This window comes from Marivita hallyeonensis, assembly GCF_900129875.1.
Classification (GTDB): Bacteria; Pseudomonadota; Alphaproteobacteria; order Rhodobacterales; family Rhodobacteraceae; genus Marivita; species Marivita hallyeonensis.
On record NZ_FQXC01000003.1, the window covers coordinates 706371 to 726303 of the forward strand.

The 19933-nt window shown below is 60.6% G+C and carries 19 protein-coding genes and 1 tRNA gene; 12 read left to right on the forward strand and 8 right to left on the reverse strand.

Annotation, left to right across the window (positions count from 1 at the left end; translation table 11 throughout):
• Positions 1-80: 80 nt before the first annotated feature.
• The 5 genes from yddG to BUA42_RS12795 all read right to left on the reverse strand — a co-directional run bounded on the left by yddG (position 81) and on the right by BUA42_RS12795 (position 4941).
• Entirely contained in the window at positions 81-965 is an 885-nt protein-coding gene (yddG, locus tag BUA42_RS12775) for an aromatic amino acid exporter YddG (protein WP_072778329.1), read from the reverse strand.
• Positions 966-1129: 164 nt separating this feature from the next.
• On the reverse strand, positions 1130-1855 hold the full coding sequence (gene phbB / locus BUA42_RS12780; RefSeq protein ID WP_072778331.1) for an acetoacetyl-CoA reductase: 726 nt from the start codon (positions 1853-1855) through the stop codon (positions 1130-1132).
• A 16-nt stretch (positions 1856-1871) separates the two neighbouring features.
• Positions 1872-2711 (reverse strand): patatin-like phospholipase family protein, encoded by an 840-nt coding sequence (locus BUA42_RS12785; protein ID WP_072778332.1) that lies wholly within the window; start codon positions 2709-2711, stop codon positions 1872-1874.
• A 46-nt stretch (positions 2712-2757) separates the two neighbouring features.
• On the reverse strand, positions 2758-3933 hold the full coding sequence (locus tag BUA42_RS12790) for an acetyl-CoA C-acetyltransferase (RefSeq protein ID WP_072778334.1): 1176 nt from the start codon (positions 3931-3933) through the stop codon (positions 2758-2760).
• A gap of 180 nt (positions 3934-4113) precedes the next feature.
• On the reverse strand, positions 4114-4941 hold the full coding sequence (locus tag BUA42_RS12795) for an EAL domain-containing protein (RefSeq protein ID WP_072778335.1): 828 nt from the start codon (positions 4939-4941) through the stop codon (positions 4114-4116).
• Positions 4942-5196: 255 nt separating this feature from the next.
• Here BUA42_RS12795 and rpsD point away from each other — a divergent pair, with 255 nt between their 5' ends.
• On the forward strand, positions 5197-5817 hold the full coding sequence (rpsD, locus tag BUA42_RS12800) for a 30S ribosomal protein S4 (protein WP_072778337.1): 621 nt from the start codon (positions 5197-5199) through the stop codon (positions 5815-5817).
• A gap of 143 nt (positions 5818-5960) precedes the next feature.
• Here rpsD and BUA42_RS12805 read toward each other — a convergent pair whose 3' ends face one another.
• Positions 5961-6176 (reverse strand): hypothetical protein, encoded by a 216-nt coding sequence (locus tag BUA42_RS12805; RefSeq protein WP_072778338.1) that lies wholly within the window; start codon positions 6174-6176, stop codon positions 5961-5963.
• Positions 6177-6395: 219 nt separating this feature from the next.
• Here BUA42_RS12805 and BUA42_RS12810 point away from each other — a divergent pair, with 219 nt between their 5' ends.
• The 3 genes from BUA42_RS12810 to preA are packed head-to-tail and all read left to right on the forward strand — an operon-like array spanning position 6396 to position 9840.
• Complete coding sequence (locus tag BUA42_RS12810; protein ID WP_072778340.1) at positions 6396-7721, forward strand: NAD(P)-dependent oxidoreductase; 1326 nt, start codon at positions 6396-6398, stop codon at positions 7719-7721.
• The gene (locus BUA42_RS12815) at positions 7721-8509 is read left to right on the forward strand and encodes an Fpg/Nei family DNA glycosylase (protein ID WP_072778341.1); all 789 of its coding nucleotides are present in this window, start codon (positions 7721-7723) and stop codon (positions 8507-8509) included. Before BUA42_RS12810 ends, BUA42_RS12815 begins: the two co-directional genes overlap by 1 nt.
• A 23-nt stretch (positions 8510-8532) precedes the next feature.
• Complete coding sequence (gene preA / locus BUA42_RS12820; protein WP_072778343.1) at positions 8533-9840, forward strand: NAD-dependent dihydropyrimidine dehydrogenase subunit PreA; 1308 nt, start codon at positions 8533-8535, stop codon at positions 9838-9840.
• A gap of 424 nt (positions 9841-10264) precedes the next feature.
• Here the strand turns inward: preA and BUA42_RS12825 are convergent, their stop codons facing one another.
• Positions 10265-10900, reverse strand: coding sequence for a TetR family transcriptional regulator C-terminal domain-containing protein (locus BUA42_RS12825; RefSeq protein ID WP_072778344.1), 636 nt, complete (start codon positions 10898-10900; stop codon positions 10265-10267).
• Between the two features lie 166 nt (positions 10901-11066).
• On the opposite strand from BUA42_RS12825, the gene BUA42_RS12830 reads away from it, so the two are divergent.
• The 6 genes from BUA42_RS12830 (at position 11067) to BUA42_RS12855 (ending at position 17481) form a co-directional block, all read left to right on the forward strand.
• Positions 11067-12317 (forward strand): Zn-dependent hydrolase, encoded by a 1251-nt coding sequence (locus BUA42_RS12830; RefSeq protein WP_072778345.1) that lies wholly within the window; start codon positions 11067-11069, stop codon positions 12315-12317.
• Between the two features lie 78 nt (positions 12318-12395).
• Positions 12396-13850 (forward strand): dihydropyrimidinase, encoded by a 1455-nt coding sequence (hydA, locus tag BUA42_RS12835; RefSeq protein WP_072778347.1) that lies wholly within the window; start codon positions 12396-12398, stop codon positions 13848-13850.
• Positions 13850-14671, forward strand: coding sequence for an ABC transporter ATP-binding protein (locus tag BUA42_RS12840; protein WP_072778348.1), 822 nt, complete (start codon positions 13850-13852; stop codon positions 14669-14671). The genes hydA and BUA42_RS12840 overlap by 1 nt, the downstream gene beginning before the upstream one ends.
• Before the next feature lie 6 nt (positions 14672-14677).
• Positions 14678-15610 carry an ABC transporter permease gene (locus BUA42_RS12845; RefSeq protein WP_072778350.1) on the forward strand — a complete coding sequence of 311 codons (933 nt, stop codon included), beginning with the start codon at positions 14678-14680 and terminating at the stop codon, positions 15608-15610.
• The gene (locus BUA42_RS12850; protein WP_072778351.1) at positions 15607-16455 is read left to right on the forward strand and encodes an ABC transporter permease; all 849 of its coding nucleotides are present in this window, start codon (positions 15607-15609) and stop codon (positions 16453-16455) included. Before BUA42_RS12845 ends, BUA42_RS12850 begins: the two co-directional genes overlap by 4 nt.
• A gap of 39 nt (positions 16456-16494) precedes the next feature.
• Positions 16495-17481 carry an ABC transporter substrate-binding protein gene (locus BUA42_RS12855; RefSeq protein WP_072778353.1) on the forward strand — a complete coding sequence of 329 codons (987 nt, stop codon included), beginning with the start codon at positions 16495-16497 and terminating at the stop codon, positions 17479-17481.
• A 47-nt stretch (positions 17482-17528) separates the two neighbouring features.
• Here BUA42_RS12855 and BUA42_RS12860 read toward each other — a convergent pair whose 3' ends face one another.
• Positions 17529-18560, reverse strand: coding sequence for a LacI family DNA-binding transcriptional regulator (locus BUA42_RS12860; RefSeq protein WP_072778355.1), 1032 nt, complete (start codon positions 18558-18560; stop codon positions 17529-17531).
• Between the two features lie 125 nt (positions 18561-18685).
• Here BUA42_RS12860 and BUA42_RS12865 point away from each other — a divergent pair.
• Positions 18686-18762, forward strand: a tRNA-Arg gene (locus BUA42_RS12865).
• A 155-nt stretch (positions 18763-18917) separates the two neighbouring features.
• Positions 18918-19772 (forward strand): hypothetical protein, encoded by an 855-nt coding sequence (locus tag BUA42_RS12870; protein WP_072778357.1) that lies wholly within the window; start codon positions 18918-18920, stop codon positions 19770-19772.
• Positions 19773-19933 lie beyond the last annotated feature (161 nt).

Sequence of the window (19933 nt, forward strand, 5' to 3'; positions counted from 1 at the left end):
TCCAAATGTGGAAGGGGCGTTTGCCCGATTGCCCCTGTATTTAGCTGGCTTTTTGCGCACATAAATACGTGATAACGCGCCTATTCTGTGCGTGATCGCACCGAAGCTATGCGGGACGCAAGCGCCGCAACGCCCGCACCAAACGTAATAAGACAGGCTGCACCCAGCAAAATCGGCGATGGTTCGGCAAATCCGGCCGCGATCAGCACCATTGTCGACAGAAGGGGTGCGGCGTAACTGGCGACGCCCAACACCTGAATGTCGCCCTGCTTGACACCAATGTCCCAGACGTAGAAGGCCAACCCAACTGGTCCAAGGCCGAGCGCCAGCACCGACAACCAGCCAAATGTCGTCTCGGGCCAAACCGTCGTTTCGAATATGACATGCGCCGGCACCGACAGGATCGCGGTGAACACGCAGAACACCGCAACGACTTCGGTCGGCGTGCTGCCAAGCCGACGCGACACCACCGAATACGTGCTCCACGTGAGGGCGCAAAACCCGGCAAGGATCAGCCCCGGCGTCGCGCTTGCATCGAAACTGGCGCCGTTGCGCAAAACGATGAGCGCGGCCCCGACAAAAGAAATCAACGCGCCCACGATGTGCCCGGCGCGGAGGCGTTCGCCAGGCAGGAGGCCGGACAACAGGACGATCAGAAGCGGCCAAAGATACGCAATCAGCCCGGCTTCGGCAGGAGGGGCAAGCCGCAGGGCCGAAAAGTAAAGCGCGTGATAGCCGAACAAGCCTGCCGTGCCGAACGCATAAATGCGCCACGGGATGCCACGCAGGACCGCGATGCGACCGCGAGCCAGCACCCAGATCACGCCCACCGCACCGCCAATCGCGAAGGTCAGCGCATTCAGCAAAAAGGGTGGCACCGGCGCAGACCCCGCGGTGAACAGCGCCAGAAGCGCCCAAAGCAGGACGGCAATGAATCCAATGGCGGTGGCGGTTGCGCGGGTCATGGTCCCCGGCTAATCCCGGACCGAGCAAAAGAAAAGGCCCACCGCATTGCGTGGGCCTTGGTCCCGGCGTCCCTCTCCCTACCACCCTCCACTCTCAGGGGATTCGGATAAGGAAAGGTTGCCGCTGTTGGAGCGCCCCGTCTGACCGGGGGCGGTCTTCGTCCTTAGACGAAGAACTGCGCGCCGTTGGCCGAGATGGTCGAGCCGTTGATGAAGCCCGCGTCGTCAGAGGCAAGAAAAGTCACACAACGCGCGATCTCTTCCGGTTCACCCAGACGACCCGCTGGAATCTGCGGGATGATCTTGGAGTTCAGAACCTCTTCCGGAATCGCACGGACCATTTCGGTGCCGATATAGCCCGGGCAAACCGCGTTGGCCGTGATGCCCTTCGCCGCGCCTTCCTGCGCCAGCGACTTCACGATGCCCAGGTCACCCGCCTTCGTCGCGGCGTAGTTGACCTGACCGGCCTGGCCCTTCTGGCCGTTGATCGAAGAGATCACGATCACGCGGCCAAAGCCACGCTCGCGCATGCCCGGCCACACAGGGCGCACGGTGTTGAACACGCCGGTGAGGTTCGTGTCGATGACCTTCTGCCACTGCTCGGGCTTCATCTTGTGGAAGAACCCGTCCCAGGTGATGCCCGCATTGGCGACCACAATGTCGATCGGGCCCAGATCGGATTCGACCTGCGCAATGCCCGCCTCGGACGCTTCGTAATTCGCGACGTCCCATTTGTACGTCTTGATACCCGTCGCTTCGGTGAAAGCCGCCGCCTTCTCGTCGTTGCCAGCGTAGGTCGCTGCGACGTTATAGCCTTCTGCTTTCAGCGCTTTCGAAATGGCTTCACCGATGCCGCGGCTGCCGCCGGTGACAAGTGCTACACGTGCCATAGTTGTCTCCTCTCAGTTAGGTGTGATTCAGGGTTTCGAGATATGTTCGACCGTCCGCCTCACCGCAGGCCCATGTGTCCCGCAGCTTGTCAGGGTCAGTGAAATCGATCTTGTCCACCGGGCAAGGCTCGGATGGCTCAAGATAGGTGCGACCGTCCACTTTGGTCAGGCCGCTGTAGTGCCGGGTCAACAGGACCAGCGTGTCGCCCTCGTCCGGATCGGGCATCGGGGCCTGATCCGCCATCCCGCCGTCCACCACCGGTGTACCGTCCCATGTCGGCGGCTCGAACACCGGCGGGATCACGGCTGCGGCCGAAATCAGATCGTGCAAGGTCCCGTCCCGCGCCGCGACCCGCGCATCAACGCGCGAAGACGTGAGCCCCATCTTTTCGGCCCAGTTGAAATGCGGCGAGGCGATGGTGTGCAACTCGGCCTCGTAGGCCAACGTTGCAGCAGTGCCGGACAGCTTCGGCGCAGACGTGAGCGGCGGATGTCCGAGCAGGATGATGAGCGACGGCCCATCTGCGATTGCGCGCCGCGCCTCTTGGTCGAGGACCTCCTCAACACACTCCCGGTAGAGGCGCTGATGCGGTGTGACGCCGTCCTCATCAAACGTGTCCCACGCGATATTAGAGGACGTTTCCGCAAACCGGTCGGTCATCACGTCGAGCAGCGTCCGCCCCTTGCGCGCCACGAAACAGCATGCCGCCAAAGCGCCTCCGGACACGCCGGTGATCCGGGTGGGATCAAGTGAGATGGCGTCACGGACAACTTCGAGGAATCCACCCTGCCAAAAGCAACGCAGACCGCCGCCGGAAAACACCAGCTGGTCGAAGTGAGGTGTGTTCGCTGTCATGAAGACATGGCCCGGCGACGCGTCACAGCGCGCCGGGCCACACAGATCAGGGGCGTTCGACGCAGAGCGCCACGCCCATGCCGCCGCCGATGCAGAGGGTGGCGAGGCCCTTCTTGGCGTCACGGCGCTGCATTTCGAAGAGCAGCGTGTTGAGAACGCGGGCACCGGAGGCCCCAATCGGGTGACCGATGGCAATCGCGCCGCCATTGACGTTCACGATCGCCGGGTCCCAACCCATGTCCTTGTTCACGGCACAGGCCTGCGCGGCGAAGGCTTCGTTGGCTTCCACGAGGTCGAGATCGTCAACCTTCCAACCGGCTTTCTCAAGCGCCTTGCGCGACGCGTGGATCGGGCCCACGCCCATGATCGACGGGTCAAGACCTGCCGTGGCGTAGGATGCGATCCGGGCCATCGGGGTGATGCCGCGCTTCTCGGCGTTCTCTTCGCTCATCAAGAGCACACCGGCCGCGCCGTCGTTCAGGCCAGAGGCGTTCGCCGCCGTGACAGAGCCGTCCTTTGTGAAAGCAGGACGCAGTTTCTGCATCGCTTCCATGGTCGCGCCGTGGCGGATGTATTCGTCTTTGTCGACAACAATGTCGCCCTTGCGGGTCTTCACGGTGAACGCGATGACCTCGTCGTCGAACTTGCCTGCCTTCTGGGCCGCCTCGGCCTTGTTCTGCGAGGCAACGGCGAATTCATCCTGCTGTTCGCGGCTGATCTGCCACTTCTCGGCGACGTTTTCGGCGGTCTGGCCCATGTGGTAGCCGTTGAACGCATCCCAAAGCCCGTCGCGGATCATCGTGTCGATGTATTTGACGTCGCCCATCTTGTGACCGGCGCGCAGATGCGCAGCGTGGGGGGAGAGCGTCATGTTTTCCTGCCCACCGGCAGCCACGACCTCTGCGTCGCCCAGCATGATGTGCTGTGCACCCAGCGCAACAGCGCGAAGACCCGAGCCACAGACCTGGTTGATGCCCCAGGCGGCGCTTTCCTTCGGCAGACCGGCATTGATATGCGCCTGACGCGCCGGGTTCTGGCCTTGTGCGGCTGTCAGAACCTGCCCGAGGATCGTTTCGGACACGGCGTCCTTCTCGATGCCAGCGCGTTCAACAAGAGCGTTGAGAACAGCTGCGCCAAGGTCATGTGCGGGTGTGTTTGCGAAAGAGCCGCCGAACGACCCAACGGCCGTGCGCGCGGCGGAAGCGATAACGACGTTGGTCATGTGTTCCTCCACCAAAATCTTGGTCCGGGGAGGTATCCGCAGTGGTTTTCGCACGAATGCGCCTACGGTCCCCGCAACCGTTCCCGCGCTTGCCTAAAGCAATGGTGGAGTTTCGCCTACCGGACAGGGTGTCTCAGGCCTTTTCCGCAAAGCGGCGTTGACGCTAGGGCATGGCTGAGGTCACAGGACAGACGTGTGCTGCGCGGGCATTTCCCAAGGGGGCGTGAGGGTTGGCGCGCCGAAATAGTAGCCTTGCAGGCAGTCCACCCCAAGATCAGCCAACATATTGGCGTCTGCATTGCATTCCACGAATTCGGCGACCGTGAACATGTCGAACTGCTGGGCAATGGCGAGGATGGCGCGTGTCAGCACCTGGTTGTCGGCATCGTCCGCAATGCCGCGCACGAACTGGCCATCGATCTTCAAAATGTCGAACTGGAACTCTTTCAGATAGCGCAGGGCGGTGTAGCCCGCGCCGAAATCGTCGAGTGCGAAACTGATTCCCAGACTTTGCAGATCCCGCATGGCCTGCACGACAAGCTCGGGCACAAGCATGGCAGAGGCCTCTGTGATCTCCAGAATCAGCCGTTCCGCGATGGTTTCATCCCGCGCAAGGCCGCGCTGAAGCACCTTGCGCCATTTCGGGTACCCGATGGAACGCGCCGAAAGGTTGATGGCAAGCCGAATATCCGGGTTCCGGCCAAGCGTGCGCAAGCCATGTTCAAGGGCGAGGCAATCCAGAAGTCGCCCGGTTTCCCGTTCCTCGATCATGGAAATGAATTGACCTGCCGGAATGATGCGGCCGGTCGGATCGGTCACCCGGATCAGGCCTTCGTGAAAGGCCGTCCGATCCTGCTGCATCGCGTGAACCACCGGTTGGAAGGCCAGCTTGACCTCCCGATGCGCGACGGCGTCTTCCACAATCGACAGGATATCGCGATCCCTGACATCCGCCGCCGCATCAAGCGCTGTGCGGGCCGTGAATTGGGAGACTGCGTGATGTGCCATGGGCGCCCTTTCCTGTCTGCGGTCGGGCCCTGTCTATGCGACAGCCCTTAAGCAAGATTTAAAGGCGGAACGGAACGCAGGACCGCTGTTGACTCTGGCAAATCCAACCGTATAAGCGCGGCTTCATTGGTGTTGGTGGCCCTCGCGAGAGGAACCCTGTCATCCAGCCGGTTCAAGCGTCTCTGACGCGGCTGGAAGAGGACAACGCCCTTCATAGTTGCCCGAACGGGCTTCGTTCTGAGAAGGAGATCAGCCGTGACAAAACGCACGTCTGCCAAGTACAAAATTGACCGCCGGATGGGCGAAAACATCTGGGGTCGTCCGAAATCCCCCGTCAACCGTCGTGAATACGGCCCCGGCCAGCACGGTCAGCGCCGCAAGGGCAAGATGTCCGACTTCGGTCTGCAGCTGCGCGCCAAGCAAAAGCTTAAGGGCTATTACGGCGACCTGACCGAAAAGCAGTTCCGCCGCATCTACGGCGAAGCCGAACGTGTGAAGGGTGACACCGGCGAAAACCTCATCGGTCTGCTGGAGCGTCGTCTTGATGCGGTTGTTTACCGGGCCAAGTTCGTTGCAACGATCTTTGCCGCGCGTCAGTTCGTGAACCACGGCCATGTTCTGGTCAACGGCCAGCGCGTCAACATCCCGTCCTACCGTGTGAAGGAAGGCGACGTTGTCGAAGTGCGCGAGAAGTCCAAGCAGATGGCGGCGATCCTTGAAGCCGTGCAGCTGCCTGAACGGGACGTTCCGGATTACATCGAGGCGGATCACTCCAAGATGACCGCGACCTTCGTCCGCACGCCGGGCCTCGGTGACGTGCCGTACCCGGTGATGATGGAACCGAACCTCGTCATCGAATACTACGCGCAGAACTAATAGAAATCCTTCCGTACGGATTTCCCGTACGAGTGATACAAAACGAAAGCCGCCCGACCTGGGCGGCTTTTTCGTGTTCGGGGCTGCAATAAAAAAGGCCGCGCCAAAGGCGCAGCCCTTTTTTCAAGTGGTCAATCCGGGAGTTACGTCCAGAACACGTCTTTGAAGACGTGCCGCGCGATATCCTCGCGCCGCAATCCGCGGGCTTTCAGGGCGTCATCGGACAAAGCCTGAAGCCGCTCGACTTCGCGGATACGCCAGTTGGCTTCGACCACCTGATGAACGCCGCGCGCCAATCCGTCGACCAGGTTGCTCAGAAATCCGGGCTTCGCGCGCTGATAAGTGTTTGTCAGTGCCATGGGGTGCCTTCATTTTGCATCATTTTTCAACACCCGGGATGTAAGCCGTTGAAATACCGAGGGGTACCACCTCTTCCACATACCCGCCAAAACCGCAGTGCATACCATGCGGTGGTATCCGTGTTCGGAAATCGGACCGATGCAAAATTTTACCAGTTGATAAAATTTTGAACCCGTGAGAGCGTCAACCCAAGTTCAAGCTGAGGTCGGAGAACGAAGATGGACGCCAGGACTTTGAAAGAGGGTGTGGTTGCAGGCCGACTGGACAGTGATGCGCTCGCATCCGGGTTCGCCGATTTGCACAAGCCGCTGAGCGATCACGAAGCGCTCGTCGCCGCAGACCGCTGCTATTTCTGTCACGACGCGCCCTGCATCACCGCCTGTCCCACCGACATCGACATCCCGCTCTTCATCCGGCAAATCGCCACCGGCACGCCGGATGCGGCGGCCAAGACAATCCTGACCCAAAACATCATGGGCGGCATGTGCGCCCGCGTGTGCCCGACCGAGACACTGTGCGAAGAAGCCTGCGTGCGCCAAGCGGCCGAAGGCGAGCCGGTGCAGATCGGTCGACTCCAGCGTTATGCCACTGACGGGCTTATGAAAAAGGGCATTCACCCGTTCTCCCGGGCGGCCTCGACAGGGCGGCGCATTGCTGTCGTCGGGGCCGGTCCGGCAGGGTTGTCCTGCGCGCACCGGTTGGCCATGTATGGACACGATGTAGTAGTCTTCGATGCCCGGCCAAAAGCGGGCGGGCTGAACGAGTACGGGATTGCGGCCTACAAGACGACGGACGATTTCGCGGCGCGCGAGGTTGACTGGCTTCTAAAGATCGGCGGGATCGAGATCCGAAACAACACGGCGCTTGGGCGGGACGTCTCTCTCGATGATCTGACGACGGAGTATGACGCGGTTTTCCTTGGCATGGGACTTGGCGGCGTGAATGCGCTGACTGCACCAGGTTCGGACAAAGACGGTGTTCTGGATGCGGTTCAGTTCATCGCCGATCTGCGGCAGGTCGAGGACCTGTCGACGCTCCCGGTGGGGCGCGATGTTGTGGTCATTGGCGGCGGCATGACCGCGGTTGACGCGGCGGTGCAATCAAAGCTCCTGGGCGCGCTCAACGTCACCATCGTCTACCGGCGCGGGCGCGACCGCATGAACGCAAGTGTTTGGGAACAGGATCTGGCCTCGGCCAAGGGCGTGCGGATCATCACCAATGCCTCGCCGGTTGCCGTGCACGGCAACGGCACCGTGCGCGAGATCGAATTCGAATTCACGGATGATGATCTGGACCCCACGGGGGAAACCTTCCGCCTGGCGGCGGATCAGGTCTTCAAGGCCATCGGTCAGAAGCTGGACGGGGATAATCTGCCTGACCTCGACGGGCGCAAGATCGCCGTCACGGGTGCCGGGCGCACCTCGGTCAAGGGTGTCTGGGCTGGCGGCGATTGCGCGGCTGGCGGGGATGACCTGACCGTGACAGCCGTTGCCGAAGGGCGCGATGCGGCGGAAGACATCCACGCACAGCTGATGGGCCGCTGATGCCAGAGCTTCCCGAATGCGAGGCGGCGCGAAAGCGCATCGCGGACGGCGCGCTGAACCGCACCATTGAAGGGTTCAGTCTAGGCGAAGTGAGCCATGTCGAATTGCCGAGCGAAGAGGACCGCGCGCGTTTCATCGGGACGCAATTCACCCGCACGAGACGGCACGGGAAGTACATCTTCATCGGGTCAAAAGACGGTCCGTGGTTGCATATCCATCTGGGGATGGCCGGATCGGTTCGTGTGATGGAGAACGACGCCGACCTTGCCGACTACATCCGCTTTACAGTTGAATTCGAGGGCGGCACACGTCTGCACTTCCGGGACCCGCGCAAGTTCGGCAAAGTCACTGTCGTCGAAGATGTCGATGACTTCATTGCCGACAAGGGGCTCGGGCCGGATGCCTTGGAGATCGGGGACAATGCGTTCGCGGATACGATTGGCAAGACGCGCGGCGCCGTCAAATCCGCGTTGCTCAGCCAGAAGAAACTCGCCGGCGTCGGCAATCTTTGGGCCGACGAGACGCTTTATCGAACCGGCATCGACCCCGACGCGACGGCCAACACCTTGGAGCAGGCGAAAGTGTCCGAGATGCACGCAAACATGCAGAGCATCCTACAGGCGGTGGTCGATACGAACGCCACGTATGCGAAGCTGCCGGACGACTGGTTGATCCATCACCGTGAGGAAGGCGAGGCCTGCTCGCGGTGCGATGGGACTATTGCAAAGAAAACCGTAGGCGGTCGCACGTCCTACTACTGCCCCGAGCATCAGGCCGGGGCATCCTGATACACGCATCGAAGGAGGCGTTCATGGCTGATCTGATGACGGACTTCGTGGGCATCAAAAGCCCCAACCCCTTCTGGCTGGCCTCCGCGCCGCCCACAGACAAGGAATACAACGTCCGCCGGGCTTTCGAGGCCGGGTGGGGTGGCGTGGTCTGGAAGACGCTGGGTGAGGCGGGTCCGCCCGTCGTCAACGTCAACGGCCCACGCTACGGCGCGATCTGGGGCGCGGATCGGCGGTTGCTCGGGTTGAACAACATTGAGCTGATCACGGATCGGCCTTTGGAGGTAAACCTTCAGGAGATCAAGGCGGTGAAGCGGGATTATCCCGACCGGGCGATGATCGTATCGCTCATGGTGCCCTGCGAGGAAGAGGCGTGGAAAGCGATCCTGCCTCTGGTCGAAGAAACCGGCGCTGACGGGGTCGAGCTGAACTTCGGTTGCCCGCACGGGATGTCGGAACGCGGCATGGGCAGCGCGGTTGGTCAGGTTCCGGACTACATCACGATGGTCACGCGCTGGGTGAAGCAAAACACGCGCATGCCCTGCATCGTGAAGCTGACGCCCAACATCACAGACATCCGAAAGCCAGCGATGGCGGCCTTGGAAGGCGGGGCGGATGCGGTGAGCCTGATCAACACGATCAACTCAATCACGTCCGTAGACCTCGACCTGTTCGCGCCGGAGCCGACAATTGATGGCAAAGGTGCGCATGGCGGCTATTGCGGGCCTGCGGTGAAGCCGATCGCGCTCAACATGGTGGCCGAAATCGCGCGGTCACCCGAGATGGCGCATCTGCCGATTTCCGGCATCGGCGGGGTGACAACCTGGAAGGACGCGGCCGAATTCATGGCGCTGGGCGCGGGCAACGTTCAGGTCTGCACGGCAGCGATGACTTATGGGTTCAAGATCGTGCAGGAGATGATTTCGGGGCTGTCCGAATACATGGACGAAAAGGGGTTTGCATCGACGGCGGAATTGGTCGGTCGTGCTGTGCCAAACATTAGCGACTGGCAGCATCTGAACCTCAATTATGTCACCAAGGCCCGGATTGATCAGGACCTGTGTATTTCCTGCGGACGGTGCTACGCAGCCTGCGAAGATACCTCGCATCAGGCGATTGCGATGTCCGAGGACCGCGTGTTCACGGTGAAGGATGATGAGTGCGTGGCGTGCAATTTGTGCGTCAATGTCTGCCCGGTCGAGGACTGCATCACGATGGTCGCATTGGATGCCGGTGCCCTAGATGAACGCACGGGTCAGAAAGTTGCCGCGGAGCACGGCGATTGGACAACGCATCCGAACAATCCCGCGGTGCGGACAGCTGCAGAATAATTGCGGATTTCTCCCGGTGCGTTTTAGAATTTATTAGGGAGCCTCAAAGAAACTTCGTACGAAGTTTCTTGGGCTCCTCCAGTAAATTCTGTTGTCGCGGCGAAAAAGGCGTTACCGCGACTGTCGGAGGGTTCGATTAGCCGATCCGCCGAATCGGAGTCGAGTGGCACACGATCATGTAGTCCGTGCCGACGTCGTATAGCTGAAAGCCCCGGTGCGCGCACCTCGGCTTTCAGAAGGTCCAACCCGATCTCGCGATGAACCGCGCCTTTCTTTCGTCGGACCACACCTTTGCGTCGAACGGCGTCTGCGCTGAACAGTTGCGCGCGCCAGTGGGGGTTGAAAGCGACGGGGCTGTTAAAAGCATGTTGCATATCCATGTGCTCAGATGTGCAGCACAGATCTTACCACCCGATGAATCGATTCAGGGCGTAAGGAGTTTTCGAAACATGTCTTCGACGAAAGTCTCCGCACCGCGTGCGCGTTTGGTGTCGCCAGGCAACAGAACCGCGATCTGAGCTTCGAAATCAGCATAGTGCTGGGTGACCGCCCAGATCGAAAAGATAAGGTGCGCCGGATGCATTTGAGTCAGCTTCCCTTCGTGCATCCAGCGATTGACGATCCCGCATTGCTTATCGAAGAGCGGCTTCAGCGTGCTTTCAAGATGCGGCAGCATGCGTGGGGCGCCTTGCACGATCTCATTGGCGAAAAGCCTGGATTCACGGGGAAATTCTCGGCTCATCTCCATCTTCCGACGGATGTATCGCAACATTTCCTCAAGCGGGTCACCGTCTGGATCCATGGCCTCCAAAGGTGACAGCCACTCCGCCATCAGCGAATTCAGCAGCGCGATGTGGATCGCTTCCTTGCTCTCGAAGTAATAGATCAGGTTCGGTTTGTGCATCCCGCAGGCATCGGCGATCTGGTCGAGCGTGGTGCCGCGAAACCCCTGTGACGAGAACAATCCAAGCGCCGCGTCCAGAATACGCTTGCGGTTCTCCAGCTGGATGCGGCTTGGTTTGCGATCCGGTGTGTCGGACGTGGCGGTGTCGTGCTTCATTTGCGGGCAAATCCGGATGAGTGCCAATTCTGCGGGCAAGTCTTCGTATTTGAATGCTTGACAGGAACTGGGTGCATTGCAATCGTCACTTTACCAACTGGTAAAAAAATTCTGCGGTGTGCCTCTAGCATGTCCGCGCAAGACCAGCAAAGGCAAGGGGGATGTGATGGCGGCTCCGGGCGAAAACCTGCGGATCAATGGCGACCGGTTGTGGGACAGCCTTATGGAGATGGCCAAGATCGGCCCCGGCATTGCAGGTGGCAACAACCGTCAAACCCTGACCGATGAAGATGCCGAAGGGCGCGCCCTGTTCCAGAAATGGTGCGAAGACGCTGGCTGTTCCATGGGTGTCGACGAGATCGGCAACATGTTCGCGCGGCGCGAAGGCACCGACCCGGATGCGCTGCCGGTTTATGTCGGGTCACACCTCGACACGCAGCCGACGGGTGGGAAATACGATGGCGTCCTGGGTGTGCTGGGCGGGTTGGAAATCATCCGGTCTTTGAATGATCTGGGGATCAAGACCAAACACCCGATTGTCGTGACCAACTGGACCAACGAGGAAGGCACCCGGTTCGCCCCGGCGATGTTGGCCTCCGGCGTGTTTGCGGGCAAGCACACGCTTGATTGGGCGTTCGACCGCGAGGACGCGCAAGGCAAGAAATTCGGCGATGAGCTTGAGCGGATCGGCTGGAAAGGCGATGAAAAGGTCGGCGACCGGAAGATGCATGCGTTCTTCGAACTGCATATCGAACAAGGGCCGATCCTCGAGGCTGAGGGCAAGGACATTGGTGTCGTCACCCACGGGCAGGGTTTGCGCTGGATCGAGTGCACCGTGACCGGCAAGGAAAGCCACACCGGCTCCACGCCGATGCATATGCGCAAGAACGCCGGGCGTGGGCTGGCGCTGGTGACGGAACTCGTCCACGAGATCGCGATGAAAAACCAGCCCAACGCGGTGGGAGCCATCGGCCATATCGACGTCTATCCCAACTCGCGGAACATCATTCCGGGCAAGGTGGTGTTTACCGTCGACATGCGCACCCATCTCATCGACAAGCTGAACGGCATGGTCGACGAATTCATGCAGCGCGCGCCGAAGCTCTGCGAAGACATCGGCGTCACGTTTGACTGCCACATCGTCGGTCAGTTCGACCCGCCGGCCTTTGATGAAGGCTGCGTGACCGCGATCCGCGAAGCGGCCGAGCGGTTGGGGTATAGCCATATGGATATCGTCTCCGGTGCTGGACATGACGCCTGCTGGATCAATGACGTCGCACCGACCGCGATGGTGATGTGCCCCTGCGTCGACGGGCTGTCGCACAACGAGGCCGAGGAGATCTCGAAGGAATGGGCAACAGCTGGCACGGATGTGCTCTTCCATGCGGTTGTCGAGACGGCGGAGATCGTAAGCTGATTGGGGGCTCTGCCCCCGGCCTGCGGCCTCCCCCGAGGTATTTTAGAAACAGAGAAGATCAGGACGACGGAGCGAGAAATGACCACAGTCATCAAGAACGGAACGGTTGTTACAGCGGACCTGACCTATGACGCGGATGTTCTCATCGAGAACGGCGTGATTTCCGAGATTGGGCCAAATCTGAAGGGCGACGAGGAACTGGATGCGACCGGCTGCTATGTGATGCCGGGCGGGATCGATCCGCATGTGCATCTGGAAATGCCGTTCATGGGAACGTATTCCAGCGACGACTTCGAAAGCGGCACGCGCGCTGGCCTTGCGGGCGGAACGACGATGGTCGTCGACTTCTGCCTCCCGAACCAGGGCGAGGGCCTTCATGATGCGCTGAAGCGGTGGGACAACAAATCGACCCGCGCGAATTGCGATTACTCCTTCCACATGGCGGTGACGTGGTGGGGCGAGCAGGTGTTCAACGACATGAAGTCGGTGATTGAGGATCGTGGGATCACCACCTTCAAGCATTTCCTCGCCTACAAGGGCGCGCTGATGGTCAATGATGATGAGCTCTTCGCGTCGTTCAACCGTCTGGCCGAGCTCGGTGGCATCGCCATGGTGCACGCCGAGAACGGCGATGTGGTGGCCGAGATGACGGCCAAGCTGCTGGCCGAGGGTAACACAGGGCCAGAGGGGCATGCCTATTCCCGCCCGTCGCAGGTGGAAGGCGAAGCGACCAACCGCGCAATCATGATCGCCGACATGGCGGGTGTTCCGCTTTATGTCGTGCACACATCCTGTGAAGAGGCGCATGAGGCGATCCGGCGCGCGCGGATGCAGGGAAAGCGCGTCTGGGGGGAACCGCTGATCCAGCACCTGACGCTGGATGAAAGCGAGTACTTCAACAAGGACTGGGACCACGCCGCTCGGAGGGTGATGTCGCCGCCCTTCCGCAACAAGCAGCATCAGGACAGCCTCTGGGCCGGTCTCATGTCCGGGTCCCTGTCGGTTGTCGCAACCGACCATTGTGCATTCACGACCGAGCAGAAACGAACCGGGATTGGCGACTTCTCAAAGATCCCGAACGGCACCGGCGGGCTTGAGGACCGACTGCCGATGCTTTGGACCCACGGGGTCGAAACCGGACGTCTGACGCCGAACGAATTCGTCGCGGTCACGTCGACCAATATCGCGAAGATTCTGAACTGCTATCCGAAGAAAGGTTCTGTTCTCGTCGGGGCCGACGCCGATCTGGTGGTGTGGGATCCGAAGAAGGAAAAAACGATCCAGGCCAGCACTCAGCAATCCGCCATCGACTACAACGTGTTCGAAGGGCATCACGTGAAAGGCCTGCCGCGCTTTACGCTCACACGCGGGCAGGTTGCGGTGCATGACGGAGAAATCCGCACGCAGGAAGGCCACGGCAAGTTCGTTGCGCGCGAACCGAACGGCACGGTGAACAAGGCATTGAGCACTTGGAAAGACCTGACCGCTCCGCGCCCGGTTGAGCGCACCGGGATCCCTGCGACGGGGGTTTGATGCAGGACCACGCCCAAGCTGCGGTCATCGACCACGGCACATCAACGCCTGTGATTTCCGCCAAGTCGCTGGATCTGACGTTTCAGACCAACGATGGTCCCGTGCATGCCTTGTCCGGAATCGATCTGGACATTGGCAAGGGCGAGTTCGTCAGTTTCATCGGCCCGTCCGGTTGCGGAAAGACGACTTTCCTGCGCTGCGTTGCGGCGTTGGAGACGCCGACGGGTGGTTCGCTGACCGTAAATGGCATGTCGCCTGATGAGTCGCGAAAAGCACGGGCGTACGGCTATGTGTTTCAGGCGGCCGGATTGTATCCCTGGCGAACGATTGAAAAGAACATCGCGCTGCCGCTGGAGATCATGGGGTATTCCAAGGCGGAGCAGGCAGAGCGCATCGTGCGGGTTCTGGACCTCGTGGAGCTGTCGAATTTCGGCAAGAAATATCCCTGGCAACTTTCTGGGGGGATGCAGCAACGCGCCTCCATCGCCCGGGCGCTGGCGTTCGATGCGGACATTCTGCTGATGGACGAACCTTTCGGCGCGCTGGATGAGATTGTGCGCGATCACCTGAACGAACAGCTTTTGGCGCTGTGGGCACGGACGGACAAGACCATCGGCTTCGTCACGCATTCGATCCCGGAAGCGGTTTATCTTTCGACCAAGATCGTCGTGATGTCCCCGCGGCCCGGGCGGATCACCGACATCATCGACAGCCCGCTGCCGAAAGAACGGCCGCTCGACATTCGGGACACGCCCGAATTCCTCGCTGTGGCGCACCGTGTGCGGGAAGGGCTGCGCGCTGGGCATGCCTATGACGACTGACGTGTCATGAGAACCCTGTTCCCCATTCTGTCGGTTCTCGCGGTGCTCATCGCGATCTGGTACGCGGCTGTGGCGCCGATGAACATTCGGGGTGCGTTGGACGTGGCCGAGCGCGCAGGCGCAGAGGTGGTGCCGCCAGACGCGCGTGCACGGTTCGACACGTCGGTCTGGGTTCTGATGGCGAACAACCCTGAGCACATCGCGGCAGGGTACAGCCTTGACCGACCGCGACTGCCGACCCCGCAACAGGTCGGGCAGGAGCTTTGGAAGACCACAGGAGAGATGGCGCTCAAGGGTCGGCCCATGTCGAAGCGGTCCCTGATCTATCACGGATGGATCACCTTGCAGTCGACGCTGTGGGGCTTTGTCCTTGGTACAGCCCTTGGCATGGCCGGGGCGATTGCCATCGTCTACAGCCGCGTCGTTGACATGAGCCTGATGCCCTGGGCCATCATCTCGCAGACCGTGCCTATCGTCGCGCTTGCGCCCATGATCATCGTTCTGTCGAGCCAGGTCGGGATCGAAGGCCGCGGCGTGCCGAAGGCGATCATTTCAGCTTACCTGTGCTACTTCCCGGTTCTTGTCGGCATGGTGAAAGGTCTGCGATCCCCGGGCACGGCGCAACTTGATCTGCTCAAGACCTATTCGGCGTCCGGTTTGCAGGCCTTCCTCAAATTGCGGCTGCCGGCCTCGATGCCCTATCTTTTCACGTCCCTCAAGATCGGCATCGCGGCGGCGCTTGTGGGCACGATTGTTGGAGAGCTGCCCACGGGTGCGATCTCGGGGCTTGGCGCGCGCATCCTGATCGGGGACCAGTTCGGGACACCACTGGCGATCTGGGCGGCGCTCGCGGCTGCGGCAATTCTTGCCGGGCTGCTGGTCACTCTGCTTGATCTGCTCCAGCGCATCACCCTGCGTCGCATGGGGATGCAGGCATGAGCTGGCTGGTGTTCGCATTGCTGTTCTGGGTCGGGGCATGGGCGCTTAACGCGTACCTCGCGCATTCACCTTGGTCGGGATCGGTGCCTGTGCGGGTGGCCATTCCGGTCTTGTTCGGCGTCACGCTCATCGTCCTTTGGGAAGGCGTCGTGCGCGGTTTTGGTGTCTCACCGGTGATCCTGCCAGCCCCGACGGATGTGGCGCGCACCTTTGCGGCATCGACCGATATCCTGTGGGAGGACTTCCGACAGACCGTGTTGAAAGGCGCGCTTTCGGGGTTCATCATTGGCGTTCTCGCGGCCTTTCTGACCGCGATCCTGATCGACCGATCCGCGTTTCTGACGCGTGGGCTCTTGCCCATCGGGAATTTCGTGGCCGCTCTGCCCATCGTCGGTATCGCGCCGATTTTGGTCAGCTGGTTCGGCTTCGACTGGCAATCGAAGGCCGCCGTCGTCGTGGTGATGGTCTTTTTCCCGATCCTTGTGAACACGGTGCAAGGCCTGCGTGAGACCGATGCCATGCAGCGCGATCTGATGCGCACTTACGCTGCCGGATATTTCGACACTTTGATCAAGCTCCGCCTGCCTGCGGCGCTTCCTTTCGTGTTCAACGGACTCAAAATCGCGACAACGCTTGCATTGATCGGTGCAATCGTTGCTGAATACTTCGGGTCGCCGACCCGGGGCATGGGGTTTCGCATTTCGACCGGGGTCGGCAGCCTGTCGATCGATCTTGTCTGGGCGGAAATCGCCGTTGCCGCGATGGCTGGAACAGCCTTCTACGGATTGGTGGCCTGGATCGAAAAACGGGTGACGTTCTGGCACCCGTCCCATCGTTCGAATTGAAGAAGAAAAGACGACGCATAACAACTTGGAGGTTAACAGATGAACTCTCGAATTCTTGGCGCTCTTGCGGCGTTTGGTCTTGCGGCCCCGGCATGGGCTGCGGACGACGTCACGCTTCAGCTGAAATGGGTCACACAGGCCCAGTTCGCTGGCTACTACGTGGCACTCGAAAACGGCTACTACGAAGAAGCCGATCTCAATGTCACCATTCAGCCGGGCGGCCCGGACATCGCGCCAACGCAGGTGATTGCAGGCGGCGGGGCCGATGTGACCGTGGAATGGATGCCGGCCGCGCTTGCTGCGCGTGAAAAGGGTCTGCCCCTGGTCAACATTGCGCAGCCTTTCAAAAGCTCTGGCATGATGCTGACCTGCTGGAAAGATGCTGGCATCGCAACACCGGAAGACCTCGCCAACCGCACGCTGGGTGTCTGGTTCTTCGGCAACGAATTTCCCTTCATGTCGTGGATGAGCCAGCTTGGCATTTCGACAGACGGAAAAGGCGAAAGCGGTGTCGAGGTCCTCAAGCAGGGCTTCAACGTTGATCCGCTTCTGCAACGGCAGGCCGATTGCATTTCGACCATGACCTATAACGAGTATTGGCAGGTGATCGACGCGGGCGTCAGCCCGGATGACCTCGTGACCTTCAAATACGAGGATCAGGGCGTCGCCACTCTGGAGGACGGGTTGTACGTTCTCGAAGACCGGCTGGACGACCCGGCCTTTGTCGACAAGATGCAGCGTTTCGTCGCGGCGTCGATGCGCGGTTGGAAATGGGCCGAAGAGAACCCGGACGAGGCCGCGATGATCGTTCTGGAGTATGACGAGACCGGTGCGCAGACCGAAGAACATCAAAAGCGCATGATGGGTGAGATCGCCAAGCTGACAGCTGGATCGAACGGGACATTGGACCCGGCGGATTTCGCGCGGACGGTCGCCACTTTGTTGGCAGGCGGCTCTGACCCAGTAATCACCGCTGATCCGGGTGACGCAGCCTGGACGCACGACGTCTCAAGCGTTCTCAACTGACCGCGCGACCCTGTCGTGGTTTTGGAAAGGGCCCTGCGGGGCCCTTTTTATCTGCGCAACGTGTCGCCGTAGCTGATCTTTGGCGTAAGCTCGATCACTTTTGGCGTTTCCGCGTCAGGGTTATTCACACGTTCCGCAATGATTTCAGCGGCCTTGACGCCGATTTCGGTCCGGCAGGCATCCATCGTGGCAAGTTTCCGCGGCAACCCGTCGAGCAGTTCAACGCCGTTGAAGCCGGCAAGCCCGATCTGCTCGGGGATTTCAACGCCCTTCTCCAACAGGGCAAGCAACGCCCCCGCCGCGATCATGTCATTGGAGAAGTAGAGAAAATCGAGGTCCGGCTCGCGTTCCAGCATGGTTTCGGTCATTTCGCGCCCTTTGGCGAGCGCGGAACCGCCGGAATAGAATTCCTGATCCGCGATCTCGATCCCGCCTTTGGCAAGGGCTTCTGTGAAACCTTCGAACCGTTTGCGCGCGCGGTGGTCGAGCGGCATTTTCGTGCCGAGGAACCCGATCCGTTCGTATCCCGCCTTCATGATTGCCTGCGCCATCTTCCGGCCCGCGCGCCGGTGCGAAATCCCGACCATCGCGTCGATCGGTGTGCCGTCGACATCCATGATTTCCACCACGGGAATGCCGCTTGCCTTCAGCATGGCGCGCGAGGCGTCCGTGTGTTCAAGACCGGCAATGATGACGCCCGAGGGTCGCCATGACAGCATCTCGTAAAGGACGCGCTCTTCCTTTTCCGGCAGGTAGTCGGTCACACCCACAACCGGCTGCAGGTCAGTTTCTTCCAGAACGCTGCTGATGCCCGACATCACTTCGGGGAACACCATGTTCCGTAGACTGGGAATGATGACAGCAACCAGGTTCACGCGCTGGCTGGCGAGGGCACCGGCGATCTTGTTGGGCACATATCCAAGCGCCTTGGCTGCGGACAGCACCCGCTCACGCGTGGCATCCGACACATCGCCGCGATTGCGCAGAACGCGGCTGACCGTCATCTCCGACACGCCGGACGCCTCCGACACATCTCGCAATGTCAGCGGGCGGGTATCGTCATTGGCCACATGCGTCATCCTTGTGTATTCGGATCGACGTTACCGCAAACTTCGAGGACGCAGCAAGCGATTGCAGCACCTTGGAAAAAGTCGCTGGCCGGAGATGACAAGCGGTTGTGCGAAGAGTATGCAATTGGATGTGCGGTCCCGTGGCTCAACTGGATAGAGCAGCCCCCTCCTAAGGGGCAGGTTGCAGGTTCGAATCCTGCCGGGATCGCCAAAACTGCCTGAAAAATATGACTTATTTGCAAGGCGTTGCGCAGAAGCGTGCAGAAACGCCCGTTTCGTTTTCCGCCGAATTCTCCGAAAACGACCGAATTCTCGTACAAAGCCTGTACAAAATTCGCACGTCCGTGCGGCTTTTGAGGCCTTCCAATGAGCTGGCGGGTGGCGAATGCATGTGCGGAACGGAAGTTCGGGAGTGCGACGCGCAAGCAGATCATCATGTTCTTGGCGGACAAGGCGTCGGATGACGGGTCGGGCATCTGGTGTTCGAAGGGAACGATCCAAAGGCACACTGAGCTGGGCGAGACCACAGTCAAGCGAACGATCCGGGATTTTCTGAAGGAAGGCATCCTGGTCGAGACAGGTGCGCGCGGGTGCAAGAACGGATTCACGGTCGTTTACAGGATCGATCTTACCCGGATTGAAGCGCTAGAACTGACCGCAGAACCCGACATCGAGACGGGGGCCACAGTGGACCCCGTCCAGACTGGACCCGGAACGGGGGCCACAGTGGCCGGGGTACCGGGGCCACCACGGCCCCCAAACCATCCTAAAACCATCCATAAACCTCCTACGCGCGAGCGCGCGGCGCTGGAGGATGAAGAGTCTGAGAGAGTCTTGGCCGCCTATCCGCCCGACCGGGTGCGGGGCAAGGCCGAGTGTCTCGGGCGGATCAGGGACATCTTGGATGCTGGAACAGAAGTCGAGGACCTGTTGCAGGCTGTAAAGGCCTACGCGACCGAGAGCGCGGGTTTCACCCGTTCCAAGGTCTGTTTCTCGGATAACTGGTTCAAGTCGGGACGCTGGCGCACCTATGTCGAAGACATCGCAAAGGGCCGTGAAGAGGCGAAGGTCAAGGAAGCCGAGATGCTGGCAGGCCTGGCGAATTGGGTCACAGATAAGCATCCACTTTGCCGCCACATCACACCGGGCCAAGTCGATGCTCTGCTGACCGCAGAGCTGGTGACACAGGCGCAAATCCAGGCGGCAGGCCTCAGATCATGAGCGTCACCGATCCCACCATAGCGCAAACAGCAAGGCGACCCATGTCATACGGCTGCGCCGATGACACGGGACCTTGCGAGGGGCGGCAAGCCTCCCCTTCGAACCCCACCGGCGCGGGAAAAGCCCGCGCAAAAGAGCCGCTGACGGAGACCTTCGTCTTC

What these genes read in the sequence shown, in the direction of transcription:
- yddG (WP_072778329.1), bottom strand. Translation starts at nt 965, where the DNA reads ATGACCCGCGCAACCGCCACCGCCATTGGATTCATTGCCGTCCTGCTT.
- phbB (WP_072778331.1), bottom strand. Translation starts at nt 1,855, where the DNA reads ATGGCACGTGTAGCACTTGTCACCGGCGGCAGCCGCGGCATCGGTGAA.
- BUA42_RS12785 (WP_072778332.1), bottom strand. Translation starts at nt 2,711, where the DNA reads ATGACAGCGAACACACCTCACTTCGACCAGCTGGTGTTTTCCGGCGGC.
- BUA42_RS12790 (WP_072778334.1), bottom strand. Translation starts at nt 3,933, where the DNA reads ATGACCAACGTCGTTATCGCTTCCGCCGCGCGCACGGCCGTTGGGTCG.
- BUA42_RS12795 (WP_072778335.1), bottom strand. Translation starts at nt 4,941, where the DNA reads ATGGCACATCACGCAGTCTCCCAATTCACGGCCCGCACAGCGCTTGAT.
- BUA42_RS12805 (WP_072778338.1), bottom strand. Translation starts at nt 6,176, where the DNA reads ATGGCACTGACAAACACTTATCAGCGCGCGAAGCCCGGATTTCTGAGC.
- BUA42_RS12810 (WP_072778340.1), top strand. Translation starts at nt 6,396, where the DNA reads ATGGACGCCAGGACTTTGAAAGAGGGTGTGGTTGCAGGCCGACTGGAC.
- BUA42_RS12815 (WP_072778341.1), top strand. Translation starts at nt 7,721, where the DNA reads ATGCCAGAGCTTCCCGAATGCGAGGCGGCGCGAAAGCGCATCGCGGAC.
- preA (WP_072778343.1), top strand. Translation starts at nt 8,533, where the DNA reads ATGGCTGATCTGATGACGGACTTCGTGGGCATCAAAAGCCCCAACCCC.
- BUA42_RS12825 (WP_072778344.1), bottom strand. Translation starts at nt 10,900, where the DNA reads ATGAAGCACGACACCGCCACGTCCGACACACCGGATCGCAAACCAAGC.
- BUA42_RS12830 (WP_072778345.1), top strand. Translation starts at nt 11,067, where the DNA reads ATGGCGGCTCCGGGCGAAAACCTGCGGATCAATGGCGACCGGTTGTGG.
- hydA (WP_072778347.1), top strand. Translation starts at nt 12,396, where the DNA reads ATGACCACAGTCATCAAGAACGGAACGGTTGTTACAGCGGACCTGACC.
- BUA42_RS12840 (WP_072778348.1), top strand. Translation starts at nt 13,850, where the DNA reads ATGCAGGACCACGCCCAAGCTGCGGTCATCGACCACGGCACATCAACG.
- BUA42_RS12845 (WP_072778350.1), top strand. Translation starts at nt 14,678, where the DNA reads ATGAGAACCCTGTTCCCCATTCTGTCGGTTCTCGCGGTGCTCATCGCG.
- BUA42_RS12850 (WP_072778351.1), top strand. Translation starts at nt 15,607, where the DNA reads ATGAGCTGGCTGGTGTTCGCATTGCTGTTCTGGGTCGGGGCATGGGCG.
- BUA42_RS12855 (WP_072778353.1), top strand. Translation starts at nt 16,495, where the DNA reads ATGAACTCTCGAATTCTTGGCGCTCTTGCGGCGTTTGGTCTTGCGGCC.
- BUA42_RS12860 (WP_072778355.1), bottom strand. Translation starts at nt 18,560, where the DNA reads ATGACGCATGTGGCCAATGACGATACCCGCCCGCTGACATTGCGAGAT.
- BUA42_RS12870 (WP_072778357.1), top strand. Translation starts at nt 18,918, where the DNA reads ATGAGCTGGCGGGTGGCGAATGCATGTGCGGAACGGAAGTTCGGGAGT.